The 20,634-nt window shown below is 71.4% G+C and carries 18 protein-coding genes; 10 read left to right on the plus strand and 8 right to left on the minus strand.

Features of this window, described 5'->3' with window-relative positions; all coding sequences use genetic code 11:
- Positions 1 to 24: 24 nt before the first annotated feature.
- From ACH4U8_RS00390 to ACH4U8_RS00405, 4 genes are all read right to left on the minus strand, one after another.
- The gene (locus ACH4U8_RS00390) at positions 25 to 768 is read right to left on the minus strand and encodes an ABC transporter ATP-binding protein (protein WP_360312588.1); all 744 of its coding nucleotides are present in this window, start codon (positions 766 to 768) and stop codon (positions 25 to 27) included.
- Positions 765 to 1,526, minus strand: coding sequence for an ABC transporter ATP-binding protein (locus tag ACH4U8_RS00395; RefSeq protein WP_360312586.1), 762 nt, complete (start codon positions 1,524 to 1,526; stop codon positions 765 to 767). The genes ACH4U8_RS00390 and ACH4U8_RS00395 overlap by 4 nt, the downstream gene beginning before the upstream one ends.
- A complete protein-coding gene (locus ACH4U8_RS00400; protein ID WP_395775406.1) occupies positions 1,516 to 3,744 on the minus strand; it encodes an ABC transporter permease in 2,229 nt (742 codons plus the stop codon). Before ACH4U8_RS00400 ends, ACH4U8_RS00395 begins: the two co-directional genes overlap by 11 nt.
- 243 nt (positions 3,745 to 3,987) lie before the next feature.
- Positions 3,988 to 5,535, minus strand: a complete 1,548-nt coding sequence (locus tag ACH4U8_RS00405; RefSeq protein ID WP_395775407.1) for an ABC transporter substrate-binding protein — start codon at positions 5,533 to 5,535, stop codon at positions 3,988 to 3,990.
- A gap of 459 nt (positions 5,536 to 5,994) precedes the next feature.
- Here ACH4U8_RS00405 and ACH4U8_RS00410 point away from each other — a divergent pair, with 459 nt between their 5' ends.
- The 5 genes from ACH4U8_RS00410 to ACH4U8_RS00430 all read left to right on the plus strand — a co-directional run bounded on the left by ACH4U8_RS00410 (position 5,995) and on the right by ACH4U8_RS00430 (position 10,122).
- The gene (locus tag ACH4U8_RS00410; protein WP_360312580.1) at positions 5,995 to 6,708 is read left to right on the plus strand and encodes a spermidine synthase; all 714 of its coding nucleotides are present in this window, start codon (positions 5,995 to 5,997) and stop codon (positions 6,706 to 6,708) included.
- Positions 6,709 to 6,857: 149 nt separating this feature from the next.
- Entirely contained in the window at positions 6,858 to 7,343 is a 486-nt protein-coding gene (locus tag ACH4U8_RS00415; RefSeq protein WP_360312578.1) for a nuclear transport factor 2 family protein, read from the plus strand.
- Positions 7,340 to 8,827 (plus strand): MFS transporter, encoded by a 1,488-nt coding sequence (locus ACH4U8_RS00420; RefSeq protein WP_360312576.1) that lies wholly within the window; start codon positions 7,340 to 7,342, stop codon positions 8,825 to 8,827. Before ACH4U8_RS00415 ends, ACH4U8_RS00420 begins: the two co-directional genes overlap by 4 nt.
- Positions 8,828 to 8,841: 14 nt before the next feature.
- Positions 8,842 to 9,345, plus strand: a complete 504-nt coding sequence (locus tag ACH4U8_RS00425) for a tetratricopeptide repeat protein (protein WP_360312574.1) — start codon at positions 8,842 to 8,844, stop codon at positions 9,343 to 9,345.
- A gap of 243 nt (positions 9,346 to 9,588) precedes the next feature.
- Positions 9,589 to 10,122 carry a hypothetical protein gene (locus tag ACH4U8_RS00430; protein ID WP_395775408.1) on the plus strand — a complete coding sequence of 178 codons (534 nt, stop codon included), beginning with the start codon at positions 9,589 to 9,591 and terminating at the stop codon, positions 10,120 to 10,122.
- 449 nt (positions 10,123 to 10,571) lie between these two features.
- Here ACH4U8_RS00430 and ACH4U8_RS00435 read toward each other — a convergent pair whose 3' ends face one another.
- The 3 genes from ACH4U8_RS00435 to ACH4U8_RS00445 form a co-directional block, all read right to left on the minus strand.
- On the minus strand, positions 10,572 to 11,333 hold the full coding sequence (locus tag ACH4U8_RS00435; protein ID WP_395775409.1) for a hypothetical protein: 762 nt from the start codon (positions 11,331 to 11,333) through the stop codon (positions 10,572 to 10,574).
- Positions 11,334 to 11,495: 162 nt separating this feature from the next.
- Positions 11,496 to 12,158: a hypothetical protein gene (locus tag ACH4U8_RS00440; protein WP_360312566.1), complete on the minus strand. Its 663-nt coding sequence runs from the start codon at positions 12,156 to 12,158 to the stop codon at positions 11,496 to 11,498.
- Between the two features lie 181 nt (positions 12,159 to 12,339).
- Entirely contained in the window at positions 12,340 to 13,926 is a 1,587-nt protein-coding gene (locus ACH4U8_RS00445) for an amidohydrolase (RefSeq protein WP_395775410.1), read from the minus strand.
- Positions 13,927 to 14,034: 108 nt separating this feature from the next.
- Here ACH4U8_RS00445 and ACH4U8_RS00450 point away from each other — a divergent pair, with 108 nt between their 5' ends.
- The 5 genes from ACH4U8_RS00450 (at position 14,035) to ACH4U8_RS00470 (ending at position 20,226) form a co-directional block, all read left to right on the plus strand.
- Complete coding sequence (locus tag ACH4U8_RS00450; protein WP_395775411.1) at positions 14,035 to 15,057, plus strand: FecCD family ABC transporter permease; 1,023 nt, start codon at positions 14,035 to 14,037, stop codon at positions 15,055 to 15,057.
- Positions 15,054 to 16,091 (plus strand): FecCD family ABC transporter permease, encoded by a 1,038-nt coding sequence (locus tag ACH4U8_RS00455; RefSeq protein ID WP_379987902.1) that lies wholly within the window; start codon positions 15,054 to 15,056, stop codon positions 16,089 to 16,091. Before ACH4U8_RS00450 ends, ACH4U8_RS00455 begins: the two co-directional genes overlap by 4 nt.
- Positions 16,088 to 16,882, plus strand: coding sequence for an ABC transporter ATP-binding protein (locus ACH4U8_RS00460; RefSeq protein WP_360312558.1), 795 nt, complete (start codon positions 16,088 to 16,090; stop codon positions 16,880 to 16,882). Before ACH4U8_RS00455 ends, ACH4U8_RS00460 begins: the two co-directional genes overlap by 4 nt.
- A 46-nt stretch (positions 16,883 to 16,928) precedes the next feature.
- Positions 16,929 to 17,885, plus strand: coding sequence for an ABC transporter substrate-binding protein (locus tag ACH4U8_RS00465; RefSeq protein ID WP_395775412.1), 957 nt, complete (start codon positions 16,929 to 16,931; stop codon positions 17,883 to 17,885).
- A gap of 154 nt (positions 17,886 to 18,039) precedes the next feature.
- Positions 18,040 to 20,226: an ATP-binding protein gene (locus ACH4U8_RS00470; protein WP_395775413.1), complete on the plus strand. Its 2,187-nt coding sequence runs from the start codon at positions 18,040 to 18,042 to the stop codon at positions 20,224 to 20,226.
- Positions 20,227 to 20,254: 28 nt separating this feature from the next.
- On the opposite strand, the gene ACH4U8_RS00475 is transcribed toward ACH4U8_RS00470, so the two are convergent.
- Positions 20,255 to 20,599: a hypothetical protein gene (locus ACH4U8_RS00475; protein WP_395775414.1), complete on the minus strand. Its 345-nt coding sequence runs from the start codon at positions 20,597 to 20,599 to the stop codon at positions 20,255 to 20,257.
- Positions 20,600 to 20,634 lie beyond the last annotated feature (35 nt).

Consider the following 20,634-nt stretch of genomic DNA (forward strand, 5'->3'; position numbering starts at 1 on the left):
GTATCCGCGGACGGCCATGTGCGATCAGCCGCCCAGGTACGCGCTGTGCAGGTCGCCGGCGATCTCGTCCGGAGTGCCGACCTGAAGGATCCGGCCACCGCTCATGACCGCGGCGAGGTCGGCGACGGCCAGGGCCGTGCGCGCGAACTGCTCGACCAGGAGCACGGTGACACCGGTCTCGGCGATCTTGCCGACCACGTCGTACAACTGGTCGACGACGAGGGGCGCGAGGCCCATCGAGAGTTCGTCGAGCAGGATGATGGCCGGGTTGGTGGCGATCGCCCGGGCGACGGCCAGCATCTGCTGCTCGCCGCCCGACATCGTGCCCGCGGCCTGGGTCCGGCGTTCCTTGAGGCGGGGGAAGATCGGGAAGACCTTCTCCTCGATCTCCTTGCGGGAGACTCCTCGGTAGGTGGCCATCCACAGGTTCTCGGACACGGTGAGATTGGGGAAGACCCCGCGGCCTTCCGGGATGCTGCACAGGCCGATCCGGGCCAGGTCCACGGGTGCGGCCCCGGTGACGCACCGCCCGGCGAGGAAGATGTCCCCGCCGGTGGGCTCGTGCAGCCCGGTGATCACCTTGAGCATCGTGGTCTTGCCGGCGCCGTTGGGGCCCAGGACCGCCATGACCTTGCCGGTGGGTACCGCCAGGTCCACCTTGTGCAGCACCTCGACCTGCTCGTACGCGGCGCTGACGCCGCGCAGTTCGAGCAGCGGCGGGGCGCCGGCCGGCCCGGCGGGGCGCGCGTCGGCCACGTTCAGCGTCATACGGTCTCCTGCAGGACTTCGTCGGCCTCCGCGGCGTCGGCGGTACCGAGGTAGGCGGCCTGTACGGCGGCGTTGTTGCGGATCTCGTCGCACGTACCGTTGGCGATTTTTTTGCCGAAGTCAAGCACGTGCAGCTCGTCGCAGGTGTTCATCACCAGATCCATGTCGTGCTCGACCAACAGCACGGCGACCCCGTCCGAGGCGATCTCGCGCAACAACTGGCCGAAGCCGCGCGTCTCCTCGTCGTCCTGGCCGGAGGCGGGCTCGTCCAGGAGCAGGATCTTGGGCCGGACCGCCAACGAGCGTGCCAGTTCGACCACGCGGCCCTGGCCGGTGGGCAGTTGGTCGGCGCGCACGTGCGCGATCTCGGTCAGGTTGAGCCGGTGCAGCAGCCGCGCGGAGGTGTCCTGCGGTGTCTCCTTGGTGCCGCGGTTCAGTCGGCGGTACTGGGCGGCGGCGACCTGGATGTTCTCTCGAACGGTCAACGAGCCGAACAGTTCCAGGCGTTGGAAGGTGCGGGCCATGCCCAGGCGGGCCCGGCGGTAGGGCGCGAGTTTGCTGACGTCGCGTCCGTCCATCCGGACCCGACCCGCGGACGGCGGCTGAAGGCCGGTGATCACGTTGAAGATCGTGGTCTTGCCCGCGCCGTTGGGGCCGATCAGGCCGGTGACCTTGCCCTCGTGGGCCCAGATGTTGACGTTGTTCAGGGCGGTGTGGCCGCCGAAGCGGACCGTGACGCCCTCGACCTCAAGCCCCATGACGCGCTCCAGGCAGGGTGGGTGACGATGATTCGGCCAGCGCGACCGTCGGCAGCGAGGGCATCGCGATCAGCTTGTCCAGGGCCTCGATGTCGGCGGACTTGAACCGGTTGCCGTTCAGGCCCAGTCCCTCGGGCTGCTCGGACAGGCCCGGCGGCAACTCCTGTTCGGTCCGCTGCGCCGTGAGCATCAGCTCGACCTTGACCGCGGCCGGGATGCCGATCACCGCGAGCAGGATGCCGATCACGAAGGCCCAGTTGCCGATCACGTCGGTGAACCGCAGTACCACCAGGACCAGTTGGGCCGCCGCGCTGCCCGCCAGGATGAACGGCCGGCGCAGGGCGGGCTCCCATTCCGGGCGGATCTTGGCGGCGATGAAGCCGTTCGGGTTCTTGCCCAGCGCGATGCCGTTGAGGCCGATCAGGATCGTGGTGAGCTGGGCGTAGTCGGGGAAGAGGTTGGTGATCAGCGGCGTGCCCAGGAAGATGCCCGCGAACAGCGCGGCGCCCGGCGAGGTCAGGCCCGCGATCACCATCAGCATCAACACCGAGAGCCCGGCGGTGAAGTCGAAGCTGACCGGCGACAGCGTGCCGGTCGCGCCGCCCAGGATGCCGCCGCCGACGCCCGCCATCGCGGCGGAGAGGCCGAAGACGGTGAGCGTGGTCAGCTTGTGGTTCATCCCGATCGTCGCGCACGCCGCCGGGCTGTCCTTCATCGCCAGCAGCCTACGGCCGAACTCGCCGCGGCGGATCCACACCACCACGAGCGAGGACAGGGCGAAGAAGACCGCGCCGAAGATGAAGTAGGCCCGGTCGGAGGAGATGTCCACGCCCGGCCAGTCGAAGCGCTCGAAGTTGAGCGTGCCGCTGTTGAACAGGTCGATCCGGGTGTCGCCCCAGGTGAACGCGGGCAGTTGGAAGATCCAGCGGTCCAGCATGACGGCGAACGCGGCGGTGGCCAGGGCCAGGTAGATCCCGGACAGGCGCAGTGCCGGCAGCGCGACCAGCACGCCGATGCCCGCACAGATCAGCGCCGCCCACAGCAGCCCCAGCGGGTTGCCGCCGGAGCCCAGGTGCGAGACGCAGATCGCGCCGATGCCCGCGAAGCCCAGTTGGGCCAGCGACATCTTCCCGGCGTAGCCCACGAGCGGGATCACCGACAGCGCGATGATCGCGAAGCCCCACATCTTGGTGCTCGCGAACAGGTCCACGGTGCCGAGGGAGTGGGCCGCGACCACCGCGCCCGCGATCACCAGGGCGGCGAAGACGAGCGAACCGGTCCAGGTCGGGCGGTGGGCGATCTCCCGGGTGCGGGAGGAGGCGTGGCCGCGCAGCCGGGAGGTGGGCAGCAGCATGATCGCCACGAACAGCACCAGCACCGGCATCGAGTCGGTGAGGCCGGCGAGGTAGGGGCCCGCGGTGGGGAAGTCGGTCTCGGTGAGGTAGCCCTTGCCGTACTCGGTGACCAGGCCGATGATCATCGCGCCGACGAAGGTCCACGGCAGGCTCTTGAGCCGGCCGATCACCGCCGCGGCGTAGGCGTTGACGATCAGCAGGGTCAGCGGCAGCGCGGCGAAGGAGAGTTTGGGCGCGATCAGGATGCCCGCGAGCGCGGCCAGCATGGTGCCGGTCGCCCAGGCCAGCATGCCGGGCACCTCGGGACGCGAGCCGTTGAGCACCGCGAGGTTGCGGTCGTCGACGGTGGCGCGCATGGCCACACCGGCGCGGGTGGAGCGCAGCAGCACCCACAGGCCGATCGCGACGATCAGCGCCACGGCCAGGGTGATCAGGTCGTGGTAGGACACGCGCGTGCCGGCCATGTCCACGGACTCGCCGGGGAAGAAGTTGACCACGTTGCGCGGGGTCTGCGGGTCCCAGACCCACATCACCGTGGCGAGCAGGCTCAGCAGCACCGCGACGGTGACCATCAGGCGCGTCGTCTCCGACGTGCCCTCCAGCCGTCGCATGATGGCGAAGTGCAGGAACACCCCGAACGCCGGGGCCAGGATGCCCAGCACCACGACGATGGACAGCCAGACCGGCCAGCCCCAGTCGAAGTGCAGTTGCCAGTAGGTGAACGCGGCGAGCGCGCCGGTGACGCCGTGGGCGAAGTTGAAGATGCCCGTGGTGGTGTAGGTCAGGGTCAGGCCACCGGCGGTGATGGCATAGATGCCGCCGGTGACCAGGCCGCTGATGGTGAGGATGATGAACTCGTGCACGCGCCCTCCGTTCGGGCCGGGCCGTGTCGCGGGGCGATCGGTCTCGGAGACTGGTGCGGCACGGCTCCTGACAGGTCGTCAGGGCCGTGGGGGCCGTTGGTGCCGCCCTCCCGCCCGGTGCGGGGCGGGAGGACGACGGTTTCGCCTGGTCGGACCGAGCGGGGTCGGCGGCCGACGGGTTCGGCGGTGGTGCGGGGTGTTGCCGGTGGTGCGTTGTCGAGTGGCCGAGGATCGGCTATCGGCTCAGGTGACGTTCTCCGGCGGCGCGGCCGGCGGCGGTTCGCCTCCGTCGGCGGGCGGCGGGGTGTTCGTCTCGGGTGCCCCGGCCGGCGGGGGTGTGCCGGCGGACGGCGGCGGCGTGTTCTGCGCCGCGGGCGCACCGGGCGCGACGGCGACCACGTTGCTCGGGTCGCAGTTGAAGTACTCGGCCTTGTTCGGCTTGGTCAGCGCGGCGTCGTACTCGAAGCCCTTGGGGCTCACCTTGAGCATGGTGAAGCAGTCCGCGGCGCGTACGTCCTTGGTCTCCACGATCGGGCCGGGGGCGAACAGGCCGCCCGCGTCCCAGTTGGCGCGCTTGCCCTTGGCCAGCACGCACTCCGTGGTCAGGTCCGTACCGCACTCCTTGACCGCACTCGCCCACAACAGCCAGGAGTTGATCCCGGACATGTGGAAGAACTCGAGGTCCTTCTTCGGCTCCACGCTGTGCAGGATCTCCAGCGCCTTCTGCACGGCGGGGTTCTTGTCGCCGAGCGACTGCGGCACGAAGGTCGGGTAGATGTAGGTCTCGGGCATCTGCGAGTTCTTGGCGGAGGCGAGCGTGTAGCGGTTGTACGCCGACGCGTCGCTGACGATGACCTTGGGGTGCCAGTTCATCGCGTCCATCTCGCGGAACATCGAGGCCGAGTCCACCGCGAGCCACGTGGTGATCAGCATCTCGACGCCGGCGGTCTTCATCTTCTCCAGCGTGGTGCGGCCGGGCGGCGGGATGACGGGGACGTCTTCCTTGTAGACGACCGTGCCACCGGCCGCCTCGACGCCGGCCTTGTAGCGGACCATCGAGGGCCGCAACGAGGCGATCGCCTGGCCCAGCAGGCCGACCTTGGCCTTGACCTCGGGGTGCGCGGCGAAGACCGCCTTGTACGCGCCCACCACCGTGGTGGAGGTCGGCAGGCCGACCGCGAGGTCCTGGAGGTCGCCCTTGGCCGATTCCTCGCCGACCACGTAGGCCGGGAAAGCGCCGAGTTTGCACCCGGTGCGAGCCTTGACCCCGTCGTTGTCGAACGGGTTGCCGCCGCCGACCACCATGAAGTCGCTCTGGCAGGCCGCCGTCATGACCGTGCCGACGTTGCTCAGCGCGGCGTCGCGCTTGGTCAGCTTGATCGTGCGGCCGTTGATCCCGCCGAGTTCGTTGCACCACTTGGTGAAGCCGTCGGCCATCTCGAAGAACTCTTTGCCCAGGCCCGGTTGGGCGGCGGCCCCGGGGTCGCCGGTCACACTGACCGAGATCTCCTTCTCGGTGACGCCCCGGTCGGCCTTCTTGGTGAGCGGCTTGCCGTCGCCCTTGCCGCAGACGTCCTTGAGCGTGCCGAAGTCACCGGGCGCGCCGCCGGCGGCCGGCTTGCCGTCCTTCGTCGATCCGGGCGCCGCCGGATTCCCGGCCGCCTGCGGACCCTTGGCCACCGCGTCGTCACCCGAGCGACTACAGCCGACCGCCAACAGGAGCGGCACGACCAGCAAGCCGGCCGCCGCTCGGCGGCGCGTCCCACGCCGCCCGGCGGAAGTTGATGCCATCAGCCCTCCCGACACTTCGTTTCCGCGGGCCGGGCCGATGTGCCCGGTGCGCTCTCACGTACTTCTCCTGCGCTGTGCTCGCGTCGTTCTCGTCTTGTGCTCGCCCTGCCCCGGGCTCCGCCTGCGAGGCGTCCCTGCGACTGGATCTGACATGCCATCAGTCAATGGGCCATGAAGCAATGGCCGGGACCTTAACGGGGTGTTCCACAGGGTGCAAGGGTCACCGAACCGGCGAAAACCGCTGGCCGGCAGCCCGAGAACAGTCCATCGTGCGGCGGGGCGCGTCACTACACACGTGTCACCGTTTCGCCCGTCAGGGTCGCAATTCATCGGCTTCGTGATGGCACTGTTATGAGGTGCCGACGATCCGTTTCCCGCGGTCCGCCAAGCGCCCCGCGCAGCGAAAAGGCGACACGGCGACACCCGTTCTCCATAAAGCGACAAGGAGTCAGCGAACCGATGCACCCGATCGATTCGACCACCGACGCACGCGAGATCGAACGAGTCCCGGCGGCGGACGGCGAACTCGTCCTGCGACGTGCGGGCGAGCACTACGAGATCATCAGCAACGGCTGCTTTTTGATGGACACGCGCGCGGGCGCCTCGGAGCGGCTGCTGGTGCGCACCGCGCTCGACGCGCTCGGTGACGACACCGGACTGCGGATCCTGGTCGGCGGACTGGGCGTCGGCTTCACCCTGCGCGAGGCACTGACCGACCCCCGGGTCGCGCAGGTGACGGTGATCGAACGCGAGCCCGCCGTGGTGCGCTGGGGCTCGGGGCCGCTCGCGCCGTTCTCCGGCCACGCCCTGACCGACCCGCGCGTGAGGGTGATCACATCCGACCTGGTGGCGTGGGTGCACTCGGGTCGCACCGGGGCGGTCGCCGAGCCCGCCGGGCGGGAGTCGGACGGGCGCTTCCACGCGCTGTGCCTGGACATCGACAACGGGCCGGACTGGACGGTGACCGACGGCAACGCCTCGCTCTACGACGACGCGGGGCTGGCCGCGCTGCAGGCCCGGTTGTTGCCGGGCGGAGTGTTGACCGTGTGGAGCGCGACGGCGAGCCCGGCCTTCGCCGACCGACTGCGGCGGCGGTTCGGCCGGGTGGGCGTGCATGAGGTGCCGGTCCCGCGCGGGGAGCCGGACGTGGTGTTCGTCGCACGCGAGGGGTAGCGGGTCGCGGCGCCGGCAAGGGATGGCGAGTCGGCGGTGGTGCGGCGGCCCGGGCGTGCGCGAGATGTAACTGACACGACGTCAGAGAAACTTGCGTGTGTCATCCAACTGCTGCCAGCATGCGATCGACGGCTGGTGAAAGGGTGGACATGCACGACGACGAGGCGGATTCGCCCGTATCCAACACTTCGGGCGAACTGCGCGATCGCAGCGAACTCCGGGACGTGGTGCAGATCTACGCCCACGGCGCCGACCGCCGCAAGCCCGACCTCGTCGCCTCGATGTTCACGCCCGAGGGCCGCCTGGTGATCCACCGCGACCCCGGCTCCACCGAACCGCCGGCGGTACGCACCGGCCGCGCCGCCATCGCCAAGGCCCTCACCAGCCTGGACCGTTACCTGGCCACCACCCACCTGATCGCCAATCAGCTCGTCGCCTTCGAGCCCGGCGGCGATCGGGCGAACGCCGAGACGTACTGCACGGCGCACCACATCTACGAATCCTGCGGGGTGCGCCGCGACCGGGTGATGTCGATCCGCTACCTCGACACGTTCGTGCGCACCGACGAGGGCTGGCGCATCGAGACCCGCACCCTGCACTGCGACTGGGTCCAGGACCGGCCGCTGACCGCATGAGCGCCGGCACGAAGGGGGCCGCGCGCACGCCGACCAGGCGCCACGGCCCGACGATGATCCTGGTCGCCCTGTCCTTCGCGGCCACCACGATGGCGGTCATGCAGACCGTGGTCTCGCCGATCCTGCCGCAACTGCAGAACCGGCTCGGCGTCTCCAGCTCGGCCATCGCCTGGGTGCTCACCGGCAACCTGCTCGCCTCGGCGGTGGCCACGCCGCTGCTCGGCCGCCTCGGCGACCTGCGCGGACGCAAACGATTCCTGCTCTACGCGCTGGCGGCGGTCACGCTCGGCTCGATCCTGGCCGCGTGCACCACCTCCTACGTGATGCTGATCGCCGGCCGGGTGCTCCAGGGCATGGGCGGCGGCGTGGTCCCGCTCGCGCTCAGCGTGGTGCGCGACGAGTTCCCCAAGGAGCGCTCGGCGGGCAGCATCGCCACCATCGGCGCCACGATCAGCGTCGGCGCCACCTTCGGCTCGGTGATGACCGGGCTGATCGCCGACCGCTGGGACTACCACCTGCTCTTCTGGCTCTCCGCGCTGGTCGCGGTGGTGTCCATGCTGATGGTGTGGCGGGTGGTGCCGGACACCGCCGAACGACGCTCCGGCCATGTGGACCTGGTCGGCGCGCTGACCCTGTCCGGCTGGCTGGCCGCGCTCCTCGCCGCGGTGAGCATGGGCAGCCGGTCCGGGTGGGGCGATCCGCTGGTGCTCGGTGGGCTGATCACCGCCGCGGTGATGTTCGCCGCCTGGATCGGCTGGGCGCTGCATCACCCCGAACCCCTGGTCGACCTGCGGGTGATGGCCCGCCGGCCGGTGTTGCTGGCCAACCTGTCCGGGGTGTTCACCGGCATGGCGATGTACGGCTCCTCGCTGCTGTTCCCGCCGTTCATCCAGGCACCGTCGGCGCTCGGGTACGGCTTCGGCAAGTCGGTGCTGATCGCCGGGCTGATCATGCTCCCGGGCACGATCGGCAACCTGGCGGCGGCACCGGTCGCGGCCCGGATGACCAACCGGTACGGGCCCAAGCCCGCGCTGGTGCTCGGACCGCTGCTCAGCGGCACGGCCTTCGCGCTGCTGATGCCGCTGCACGGGCACTGGTGGGCGTTCTCGATGGTCGGCGTGTTGTTCGGCTTCGGCCTCGGGCTCGCCTTCTCCGCGATGCCCGCGCTGATCAACGACCACGTGCCGGCGGACATGACCGGGGTGGCCAACGGCATGAACGCGGTGCTGCGCACGGTGGGCGGGGCGACCGGCACGGCCGTGCTCGGCGCGATCCTGAGCGCGTCCCTGGTCGACGCGGGCACCGCTCGGGCGGCGGGCGTCGCCCAGGCACCGGAGCTGGCCGGCTACCTGATCTGCTTCGGCATGCTGGGCATCGGCTGCCTGCTCGCGGCGCTGCTCGCGTGGTCGATCCCGAGCGCGCGCCGAACGGCGCAACCGGTGCGGGTGACGGCCGAACCCGACCGGGTGCAGGCGACCCGATAGGGAAGACTGCCCGGATGATCGGGAACGAACGAGACACCGCCCTGGCCGAGGCGATCGCGCTGCGCGAGGGGGGTCGGGTCGAGGAGGCCCGGGCCCGCTTGGTGCCGCTGGTCGAACGCCACCCGGGCGACGCGCGGATCGCCTACCAGGCGGCGTGGGCGCACGACGTGCTCGGCCTGGAGCGCGAGGCCGTGCCGTTCTACGAATGGGCGCTGATCGGGGACGGCCTGACGGCCGAGGAGCGACTGGGCGCGTTCCTGGGCCTGGGCAGCACGTACCGTGCGTTCGGCGCGTACGACAAGGCGGTGGCGATCCTGCGTCGGGGCCTCACCGAGTTCCCGGGCGACGCGGGCCTGACCACGTTCCTGGCCATGGCCCTCTACAACGCCGGCGACGCCAAGACCGCGATCGAATCCCTCCTGCGCGTCATCGCCGACACCGGCGACGACCCCGGGCTGACGCCTTACCGCAAGGCCATCGAGCTCTACGCGACCGACCTGGACGCCACCCACGGCTGACCCGGTCGGCGCGCCGTCCGGCGCTTGCCGCGCCGGCGCGTCCACGGCGTGGGCGGCGCCCACCGTGCTCACGGCGCTTGCGAACAACCGAACGGGCGACGCCGACGCGCCCGAAGCGGCGTGGGCCGCGGGATCGAGGGAGTCCCCTTGAATGCTCCTATTTCGGTTGCCGAGGCGATTCCCGGGCGGCCATGGTTCAGCGGTGCCGCCGAGTAAACGACACGGCACGGAAGGGACATCGTCATGACCTACCGCATCGGGCCGTTCGCCGGCCGCACGGCGTTCACCGCGATCGTGGCCGTGCCGGCCGTCCTCCTGCTGGTCTGCGCCTGCAATGGGGACGGCAAGAACTCCGCGCGCGTCTCGGCCACGGCCACGGCCACGGCTTCCGCATCCGATTCGGTGTTCGCACCACGCACCGCGAGCGCGACGACACCCGTCTCGACCAGGACCCGGGCCACCGAATCCCCGTCCGCGACGAGCCGCGCGACCCGGACCTCCGAGTCCTCCGCCACGCCGGAGAGCACCAAGACGGCCTACGACAAGGGCGAATGCCTCAGCGGCAGGATCAGCACGGGCGGGAGCCAGGAGAAGCTGATCACGGTCGGCTGCTCGGACCCCAAGGCCAACTTCAAGGTCCTGCGCGTGTTCCCCTACATGACGGCCGGCCGGCCGTGCGACAACGTGAGCGGCGCGGACTACACGTACTCCAGCTACTGGACGCGCAACGGCATCCCGACGTACGGAAGCACGTACTGCCTCTCCGAAATCGGCTGAGCACCCGCGCCGACCGGCGCGCCGATGCCGACCAAAGTCGATCGGGCATCGCAGCCCGGTCAGCGCCGAACCCGCGACCCGCTGCCCGGGCTGCGAACGTGTCCGAGATCCGCCGTCGCCCGAACGACCCGCCAGTCGAGCCGGTCGCCCGCACGCGCCCGACCGGCCTCCCGGCCCGGACCGGACCGGCCGCGCGTGGGCGGCCCATCTCGGCTACGCCCTCGCCGCCTTGGTGCTCGGCTCGATGAGCCTGGCCACCGCGCTCCAGGAGGACGACCAGGCGCCGACCGTCCGGGTCGAGACGGTCCTGGGCGGCGTCATGTTCGCGGCGATGTTGCTGTTCCGCCGCGGTTGGGCGACCCAACTCGCCGTGGGCCGGCCGGCCGTCGTCGGGTGGTCTCCGTCGGCCAGTTATCGCAGCATCGCTCGCTCCTCGGCTCGCCGGCTCGCTAACCGGCTCCCGGGAACAGCGACACGAACGCGTCCGAGGCCGCCGTCATGCCCTGGCCGAACGGCGCGTCCAGGTCCCAGATCAGGAACAGCAGGAACGCGATCAGCGCGCTGAACAGCCCGGCAACGATCAACTCCGGTGCGGATCTGCGGATTTGCAGCGTGAAGATCATCCCGACGGTGACCACGGCGCCGACGATCAGGCCGAACCACACCAGCCCCGGCATCGATGAACCGGCCTGCCCACCGCGGGCCTGACGCGCGTCGTCCGCGATCGCGATCTGGTCCAGGATCGGCTGGTACATCTGCGCTTCCTGGTCGCCCTGCGGCGCGTAGTCGGTCACCCCGTGTCGCACCGTCTCGAACAACTGCGAGGCCCGATCGGAGAGTTCGCCGTGGTCGGCCATGTAGGACCACTCCTTGTGGACCACGTACTTCACGTAGGCGTCGATGTCCGCCCGAATCTGGTCGCGCACCGGCGGCGGATAGACCCGGACCCGCTCGCTGACCTCGTGCAACGCCTGTGCCTCGTGCCGCACCTCGTCCTCGGCCGCGCCCCTCCCCTCCCACACGCCCGCGATCGCCAGACCGAGCACGATCGCGTAGACCACGCCGATCATCATCGTCATGTATTCGAGGACGTCCGGGGTTGCCGACGGATCGTCGTCGTCCGGCAACCGGCGCTGCTTGAGCACGACAACCGCCAGGACGACCGCGCACACCGCGGCCATCGCGAGCGCGAGTACCACCCAATGGGTCATGGATGACCTCCGGATCGAGGATTCCGATGGAGCCGAGCGGGGGGACGGACTCGCGGGAGTGGCGTCCACCGGGCCCGGGTGGAGAGCGGGCGGCGGCCCGCGACCGACGACGCGGGCGGGCCGAACCGCTCGGGGAACAGCAGGAGTCGGGTATGCCGGGCGTCAGCGCGAGCCGCCGCCCGAACCACGTGCGCCGGCCCGGCCACGCGGCTTGAGCGCGGCGCCGGCCAGGATCGCCGGCGCGGTGATCAACAGCGTCGTGGTGACGATCGACGTCCCGCGCGCCGGTGGGGCCGCCGCGGACGGTCGAGCCGGTGGGCGGCGGACCGCGATCGGTTGCAGCGGCGGTGGAGTCACGACCGGCGCACTGGTCGGCGGTGGTGTGTCGGGCGGCTTCGGCGCCGGCGGGGTCGGCCGTGCCGGTGGCGTCGACGCGGGCACCACGACCGCGACCGGGGTGGACCGGGGCGTGGGCGGCGGGGTGCGCACCGGCGTGGGTTTCGGGGGTGCCTTGGTCGGTGGCGGCGTGGGCTTGGGTTTGGTCGGTGTCGGCGACGGCTTGGGCCGACACGAGCCGTCCCGCACCAGTCGGAAGTCGACCTTCAGCCCGATCCCGCCGGTCGGTGGCCCGGTGGCCGGAATCACGTCGACCCGCACGCTCGCCCCGGGCGAAGCGCCGATCGAAACGCACACATCCACACTCGCGCCCGGCGCATGGCTGCCGCCGGTGCTCGAACCCGCCCACGCCACACCGGCCGGAGCAACCAACAAGGCCCCCGCCCCGACCACGCACCCCCACCGGCGCGCCCGACCCCATGCGCTCATGTGAACGATCATCCGGCAGAATCGATGACTTTAGGCCGAATCTCCATCGGATTCACTCGAAAGGGTTGAGTGGCCGTCAAATACGGTCATCCTGAACGAAGTTGGCGAACAACCGGTATGTATGCCCAAGGCTTGTAGAGGCAACTACCGGGCGCCGGGCCGCCCCTGCCCCACCCGCCCCTCAATGCGTCCGCGTCCCCGCCAACCAGGTCCCCTCCACCACGATCCGCCCCAGCGACATCGGGTCCACCACCCGCGGATCCGCGCTCAGCCACACCAGATCGGCCACGCTGCCCACCTCCAGCCCCCGCCGATCGTCCGCGAACGCCTGATACGCGACCCCGACCGTGTAGGCGTGCACCGCCTGATCCACCGTCAACCGCTCGTGCGGCATCCACCCCTCGACCGGTACGCCCTCGAACGTGCGTCGGGTGACCGCGACTTGGATGCCCTCCAGCGGCCGATGCGAACTCACCGGCCAGTCGCTCCCGAACGACACCCGCGCACCCGAGTCGACCAGGGTGCGCATCGGATATTGCCGCCCGGCCCGCTCCGCGCCCACCCGCGGGATGGTCAACTCGTGCTGAAGCGGGTCGAGTTGCGCCCACAGCGGCTCGAAATTGGCGATCACCCCGAGCCGCGCGAAACGGTCCAGGTCGGCCGGGTCGACCAGTTGCACGTGGGCGATCACCGGCCGCCGATCCCGCGTCGGGTCGGTCGAGACGGCGGCCTCGATCGCGTCCAGCGCGGTCCGCACGCCCGCGTCGCCGATCGCGTGGATGTGGACCTGGAACCCGTCCGCATCGAAGGCGGTGACCGCCTCGGCCAGGGCCGCCGGCGGCCAGACCGGCATCCCACAACTGTGCGGGGCATCGCGGTACGGGGCCAACATCGCCGCCGTACCGCCCTCGATCACCCCGTCCGCGAAAAACTTCACCGTCCGGGCGGACAACAACGGCCCACCCCGCTCCGCGACTTCCGCCCGCGCCGCGACGAACTCGGCGCGCTGGTCCCGCCACCGGTCCGGGTCGGCGCGAAACGCCAGGTCGGCCCGGAACGACAGCGCCCCGCGCCGGGCCGCCTCGACGTAGGCCGGCACCATCTCCGGCTCCACCCAGGCATCCTGAACCCGGGTCAGCCCGGCGCTCGCATACGCCGCACCGGCCACCCGCAGGGCGTCGACCAGTTCGTCCACCGGCCGTCCCGGCACCCGATCGAGCACCAGATCGCACGCGTGCCACTCGCGCAGCGTGCCCAGCGCCGAGCCGTCGGGTCGCCGGACGATGTGACCGAGCCGAGGCTGCGGCGTCGCGTCGGTGACCCCGGCCCGGCGCAATGCCTCGGTGTTGCACCACACCGTGTGGTAGTCGTACGCGCGCAGCACCACCGGTCGATCGGCCACCGCCGCGTCCAACCAACGCGCGTCGAACTCGCCGTCCGGGACCAGTGTCGGGTCGTAGCTCGCACCGACGATCCACTCCTCGTCCGGATGTTCGCCCGCCCAGCGGCCGACCTCCGCGACGATGTCCGCGACGCCGGTCAGCCCCTTGATCTGCGGTCCGAAGTGTTCGAGGCCGCCGAACAGGGGGTGGGCGTGCCCGTCGCCGAAGGCCGGCAGCAGCAGGCCCTCGCCCAGCTCGACGACCAGCTCCGCGTCGAGCGCGAGCGCGGCCGAGCCGAGCGCGACGACCCGCCCGTCCCGAACCGCCAGCGCGTTCGTGTCGCCCGCGCCGGTGCGAACGGTGCCCCGGAACAGGGTCCTGGTCATGGTGCGCCCTCCGTGGGTCGAGTGGATCCGGCGCAGTCGGTCGGCGACCCTGGGTGAACTGGGGCCCCCGACCGGGCCGGACAAATTAGGCCAGCCTAGCCTTCTCCAGTGAATGTCCTCCCGACGCGGGGTCGCCCGACCGAGCGCCGAGTCCTCTATCTGGTCTCGGCCCTGTTCGTGCTCGCCGCCGCGTGTCTGCTCAGCCTCGCCGTGGGCAGCCGAACCATCGCACCCGGCGCCGTGCTGGACGCGCTCGTGCACGGCGGCGACTCCACCGACGCGATCGTGGTCGACTCGATGCGGCTGCCGCGCACCGTCGTGGCGCTCCTGGTCGGCGCGTCGCTCGGCGTCGCCGGCGCCTGCATGCAGGGGCTGACCCGCAATCCGATCGCCGAGCCCGGCATCCTGGGCATCAGCAACGGTGCCGCCGCCGGCGTGGTGACCGCGATCTCGGTGTTCGGCGTGACCAGCCTGACCGGATACGTGTGGTTCGGCTTCGCCGGCGCGTTGTGCACCGGAGTGCTCGTGTACGCGGTCGCGGCGCGCGGGCGCGGCGGCGCCACCCCGGTCAAGCTCGCGCTGTCCGGGCAGGCCCTGGCGGCCACCCTCGGCGCGCTGATCACCCTGGTCCTGACCACCGATCAGGGCACGCTGGACCAGTACCGATTCTGGCTGGTCGGTTCGTTGTCCGGGCGCACCGACGAAGTGGCCTGGCGGATGTTGCCGTTCGTCGGCGTGGGCATGCTCCTGGTGGCCGGCACCGCACGCGGCCTGGACGCCCTCGCGCTGGGCGACGACGTGGCCAAGGGGCTGGGCCACAAGGTGAACCGGATCCGGGTGATCGGCGGCCTGGGCGCCACCGTGCTGACCGGCGTCGCGGTCGCCGCGACCGGCCCGATCTCGTTCGTCGGCCTGGCCGTTCCGCACGCGGCGCGCGCCCTGGTGGGCAGCGATCACCGCTGGGTGCTGGCCATGTCGGCGTTGCTCGCGCCGATCCTGTTGTTGGTCGCCGACGTCCTGGGGCGGATCATCTTCCCGCCCGCCGAGGTCGAGGTGGGCGCGATGACCGCGCTGATCGGGGTGCCGATCCTGGTCGTGCTGGTGCGCCGCAAGCCGGTGGTGTCCGGATGAGCCACCGCCCGTACGGCCATGTCCTGCTCCGCCGCCCGCGTTTCTCGTTCCTCGTGCACCGCCGCTCGGCGGTGATCGCGATGGTGCTGGCCGTCCTGCTCGCGGCCGTGTTCCTGCTCAGCCTGTGCGTGGGTGTGCGGTTCATCCTGCCCGGCGACGTGCTCAAGGTGCTGTTCGGCGTCGACGAGAGCCTCGTGGTCGAGACGTTGCGGCTGCCGCGTGCCACGGTCGGACTGTTGGTCGGGTTGGCCTTCGGCATCGCCGGCGCGCTGATCCAGACGGTCGCCCGCAACCCGCTGGCCAGCCCGGACGTGATCGGCGTCTCGCACGGCGCGGCGGCGGCCGTGGTGTTCGGCCTGGTCTTCGGCCTCGGCGGACCCACCGCGACGCCGCTGACCGCGGTGGCGGGCGGCAGTATCGCCGCGTTCCTGGTGTACGTGCTGGCCTGGCGCCGCGGCCTGAACGCGCAGCGGTTCGTGCTGATCGGCGTCGGCGTCTCGGTGGCCCTGGTCGCGGTCACCAACCTGCTGCTGACCAAGGCCGACATCGTCCTCGCCCAGCAGGCCAAGGTGTGGATGTCGGGCAGCCTGAACGGGCGCGGCTGGTCGCAGGGCGAACCGCTGTTCTGGGTGCTGCTCGCGCTCGTCCCGGCGATCGTGTGGGCGGCGCGGGCGGCGCGCTCGGCCGGCTTCGACGACGACACCGCGATCGCCCTGGGGGTGCGGCTCGGCCGGATCCGACTCGGCCTGGTCGTGGTCGGCGTGTTGCTCGCGTCGGTGGCGACCGGGGCGGCCGGGCCGGTGGACTTCGTCGCCCTGGTGGCCCCGCAGGTGGCCCGCCGGCTGACCCGGACCCCGCAGGTGCCGCTGGTGTGTTCGGCCCTGCTGGGCGCGCTGATCGTGGTGTCCGCGGACATCGGCGCGCGCATGCTGATCCCGAACGCCGAATTGCCGGTGGGCGTGCTCACCGCCGCCGTCGGCGGCCCGTACCTGCTGTGGATGTTGACCCGTTCCCGTGCCGGAGGCGCCTCGTGACCACCCATCGGCTCGCCGCACGCGGGCTCACCCTCGGCTACGAGGACCGGATCGTGGTGCGCGATCTGGATCTGGAGGTGCCCGCCGGCCGGGTCACCGTCGTGGTCGGCCCGAACGCGTGCGGCAAGTCCACCCTGTTGCGCTCACTGGGCCGGTTGCTCAAACCGGTCGCCGGCAGCGTGCTGCTCGACGGCGCGGCGCTGCGCGACCTGCCCACCCGGGAGATCGCCCGGCGCATCGGCGTGTTGCCGCAAAGCCCGGTACCGCCGGAGGGCATCACCGTCGCCGACCTGGTGGCCCGCGGCCGGCAGCCGTACCAGCGCTGGTGGCAGCAGTGGTCCGACGAGGACGAGGACGTGGTCGCCGACGCGATGCGGCGCACCGACGTGGTCGAGCTCGCCGACCGCTATGTGGACGAACTCTCCGGCGGCCAGCGGCAACGGGTGTGGATCGCGATGGCGCTCGCGCAGGGCACCGGCATCCTGCTCCTGGACGAGCCGACCACGTTCCTGGACATCGCGCACCAGGTCGAGGTGCTCGACCTGGTGCGCGAGTTGAACGTCACCCGTGAACGCACCGTGGTCGCCGTGCTGCACGACCTCAACCAGGCGTGCCGCTACGCGGACCACCTGATAGCGATGCGCGACGGCTCGATCGTCGCGCAGGGCGCGCCCGCCGAAATCGTCACGGCCGACCTGGTGCGGGACGTCTTCGGGCTCGCGTGTGTGGTCATCCCGTGTCCGGTCACCGGTGCACCGATGGTCGTTCCGGGTCGACCTCGCAAGTCCTGACCGGCGGCGACCTGTTCGCCGCCTTCGTCCTCCCGAAGGAGTTCCCGTGCCCGTCACGTCCCTGCCCCGTGTCACGGCCGTCCTCGGTGTCGCCGGCGCGCTCCTGCTGACCGGGTGCTCCGCCGAGGGTGCCGACGGCGACAAGGGTGCCAAGGCCGCGCCGGCCGACACCCGCGAGGTGCGTACCGCCAAGGGTGTGGTCAAGGTCCCGGTCGCGCCCAAGCGGGTGGTCACCCTGGACATGGGCGAGTTGGACACCGCGCTGACCCTGGGCGTCAAGCCGGTGGGGTCCGTGGTGGGCAGCCCCGGCGCCGGATTCCCGAAGTACCACGGGGATCGCACCGCGGGCATCAAGGAGGTCGGCGCGATCGGCGCGCCCAACCTGGAGGCGATCGAGGCGCTGAAGCCGGACCTGATCCTGGGCAGCCTGGTCCGCGACGCGGATCGTTACGACGCGCTGAGCCGGATCGCCCCGGTGGTCTTCTCCGAGCAGGCCGGCACCCGGTGGCAGCAGAACTTCCTGCTGGACGCGGACGCGCTGAACAAGAAGGCCGAAGGCGACCGAGTGGTGGCCAAGTTCACCGCGCGGGCCAAGGCGCTGGGCACCGCGCAGGGCGACCCCGGCTCGCTCAAGGTCAGCGTGTTGCGCTTCGTCGCGGGTCAGAACCGGCTGTACGGCAAGGCCAGTTTCGTCGGCAGCATCCTGTCCGAGGCCGGGCTGGGGCGCCCCGACGTGCAGAACGTGGACACGTTCATGGTCGAGGTCAGTGCCGAGCAGATCGAGAAGGCCGACGGCGACGTGATCTTCGTGGCCACCTACGGGCCCAAGGACAAGACGGACCACGACAAGGTGTTCGGCGGCCCGCTGTGGAAGACGCTCAAGGCGGTGCGGGCGAACCGGGCCCACGAGGTGGACGACGAATATTGGATGGTCGGCACCGGGTACACCGCGGCCGACCACGTGCTCGCCGACCTGGAACGCGACCTGCCGAAGCGGGCCTGACGGGCACCGCCACCAACGATCGAAGGGGCAGCGATCGCCGACCCGAGGTTTCGCGGGCCCTTGGGGCGACAAACATCCAGAATGCCCTTCCGCCCATCGGGCCGGGTTCGGCCACGCGTGAGGGCGGTTCCGGCCGCGACGATCGGGGGCGCACGTGTCGGAGGTCGACGACGGGCGGGCCGGCGGGCCGGCAAGTCTCCCGAATGCGCAGCACGACGGGCAGATCGTTCCCCCGAATGCGCATCGCAACGAACTCGGCGGCACCGTGCACGGGCCGAGTGTGCAGGCGCGAACGGTGCACGGCGGCATCCACTTCTCGGTGCAGCGCCCGGAGGCCGCGGTCGTGCCGTGGCAACTGCCGCCCGGACCGCCGATGATCGATCGGCGCCGCGAACTGGACGAGCTGGACGGCCTGCTCCGCGCCGGCGACAGCCCGATCGTGTTGCTCAGCGGCATGCCGGGCGTGGGCAAGACGACCCTCGCGCTGACCTGGCTGGCCAAGCTGGGCGAGGAGTTCCCGGACGGCCGGTTGTACGCCGATCTGCGCGGGCACGGCGGCGAGGAGCCGGCCCGGTGGGCGGAGATCGTCGGCGGCTTCCTGCGCGGACTGGGCGTGCCGGCGGGCGAGGTACCGCACGATCCGGCCGAACGGTTGGGCCTGTACCGGTCGTTGACGGCGCGCCGCCGGTTGGGGGTGCTGTTGGACGATGCGGTCACCGCGGCCCAGGTCAGGCCGCTGTTGCCGGCGGGCGCCAATGTGACGGTGGTGACCAGCCGCAGCAGGTTGTCCGGGTTGTTGGTCAACGGCGGGGTGCCGATCCAGCTCGAACCGCTGGATCGAAAGGCCGCGGTGGATCTCCTCGCGGCCACGATGAACGACCGTCGAGTCGACGAGGAGCCGGCCCAGGCCGCCGAGTTGGTCGACCTGTGTGCTCGGCTCCCGCTCGCCGTCCAGCTCGTCGCGGCGCGGCTGGCGGCGCGCCCCAACCGGCCGATCACCACGATGGTGCGGGCACTGACCGACGAGCGGGGTCGGCTGGACGCACTCGCCTTGGACGGCGACCACACCGTCCGGGCCGCGCTGGACGTCTCCTATCGCGATCTGCCCGAGGCCGCCGCCCTGCTCTACCGGGGCCTCGGGGTGCATCCGGGGCCCGACTTCGGGCCGGTCGTGGCCGCCGCCGTGCTCGACACCGGCGCGGGCTGCGACCCCGATGCCGCGCAGCTCGTCCTGGAAGCCCTGGTCGATCGCAATCTGCTCACCGAGGCCGCCGACGGGCGCTATCGCTTCCATGATCTGGTCCGCCTGCACGCGGTGGCCAAGCTGTGCGATCGCCCGGACGTCGAGCGCACCGACGCGCTGCGCGCGACCCTCGACCACTACCTCGCCACGGCCACCGGCGCCGAGCGGCTGCTCGACCCCCAACACGCCTCGCTGTCCCGCGACTATGCCCGCGCCGAGGTGCCCAGGGTGGAATTCGCGGACCAGGGCGCCGCATTGGCCTGGCTGGAGCAACATCGGGCCACCCTGCTGGCCGCGATCCGGATCGCGGAGAGCGCCGACCTCTTGGCCGTGGCCTGGCAGTTGACCGACGCACTGTGGCCGTTGTTCCTGCGCGGCAAGTACTTCGACGAGGCTCGCACGGCGCACGAGATCGGTCTGCGCGCGGCGCGGGCGTGTGCCGATCCGGCGGCCGAGTCGCGGATGTCGACGTCGGGGGGACTGTGCGAGCTCAGTGCCGGCGGCCACGACGCGGCGCTGCGGATGTTCACCGAGGCGAACCGGGTGTGCCTGGCCGCCGGCGACACGGTCGGGGCCGCGCGCACCCGCAACTACACCGGTCTGGCGTTGTTGCGTCTGGGCCGCCTGGACGAGGCGGACGAGGCGTTCGGGGAGGCCGAGCAGCGGTGTCTGGCGTTGGGGGACACACGTCCGGCCGCGCTGGCCCGGTTCAATCGGGCGGACGTCGCGCTGCGCTCGGGCCTGCCGACCCGGGCCGTCGAGTACGCGGAGGCGGCCCGGGTCGAACTGGTCGGGGTGGGCGACGAGTACAACGCCGCTCGGGCGCGGGCGTTGATCGGCCGGGCCCTGTCGGCGGCGGGCCGCTACGACGAGGCGGACGCGCAGTCGACCGCGGCCCTGGAGGTGCTGCGCAGGCATCGGGCGGCGGTGGAGGCGGCCCATGTGCTGTCCGCGCTCGCCGAGTCGGCCGAGCGGCGCGAGCAGTTCGACCACGCGCGGGAGTTGTACGCGGAGGCGCTGGAGTTGTACGGCACGAGGCGGACCCCGGCGGCCGAGATCGTGCGCGCACGGCTGCGCGACCTCGATCCGCCGGGGTGATGTGCCGGCCGCCGGAGTGCTGCGCGAATCAGTGCGGGGCGACCTCCCATACGGTCAACGCGTGCAGGATCGAGGCGTAGACCGGCCATACCCGGGTGGTGTTCGTCCGGCGCGCGCCGCCCGGCGCCGGGGAGCCGAGCCGCACCAGGGCCAGATCCGGGCCGCAGGCGATCAGCGTGACCAGGGCGCCGGGATGCGCCGAGGCCAACTCGCGGTCGTGGTCGAGCAATCGGCTCCAGGACGGCGCGCCGTCCTCGACCACGACCACCACGTCGGCCGATTCCCCGTCGGTGTCCGGAAGTTCGGCACACCTGTGCTCGTCGACGGTGACCCGCCCGTCGGCCGAGCGGACCACCACCGTGACCGAACGCACGTCACGATCGGCCGCTGCCGCCGTCGGGCGGGGTC

The sequence above is a fragment of the Embleya sp. NPDC020886 genome (assembly GCF_044333915.1).
GTDB lineage: Bacteria > Actinomycetota > Actinomycetes > Streptomycetales > Streptomycetaceae > Embleya.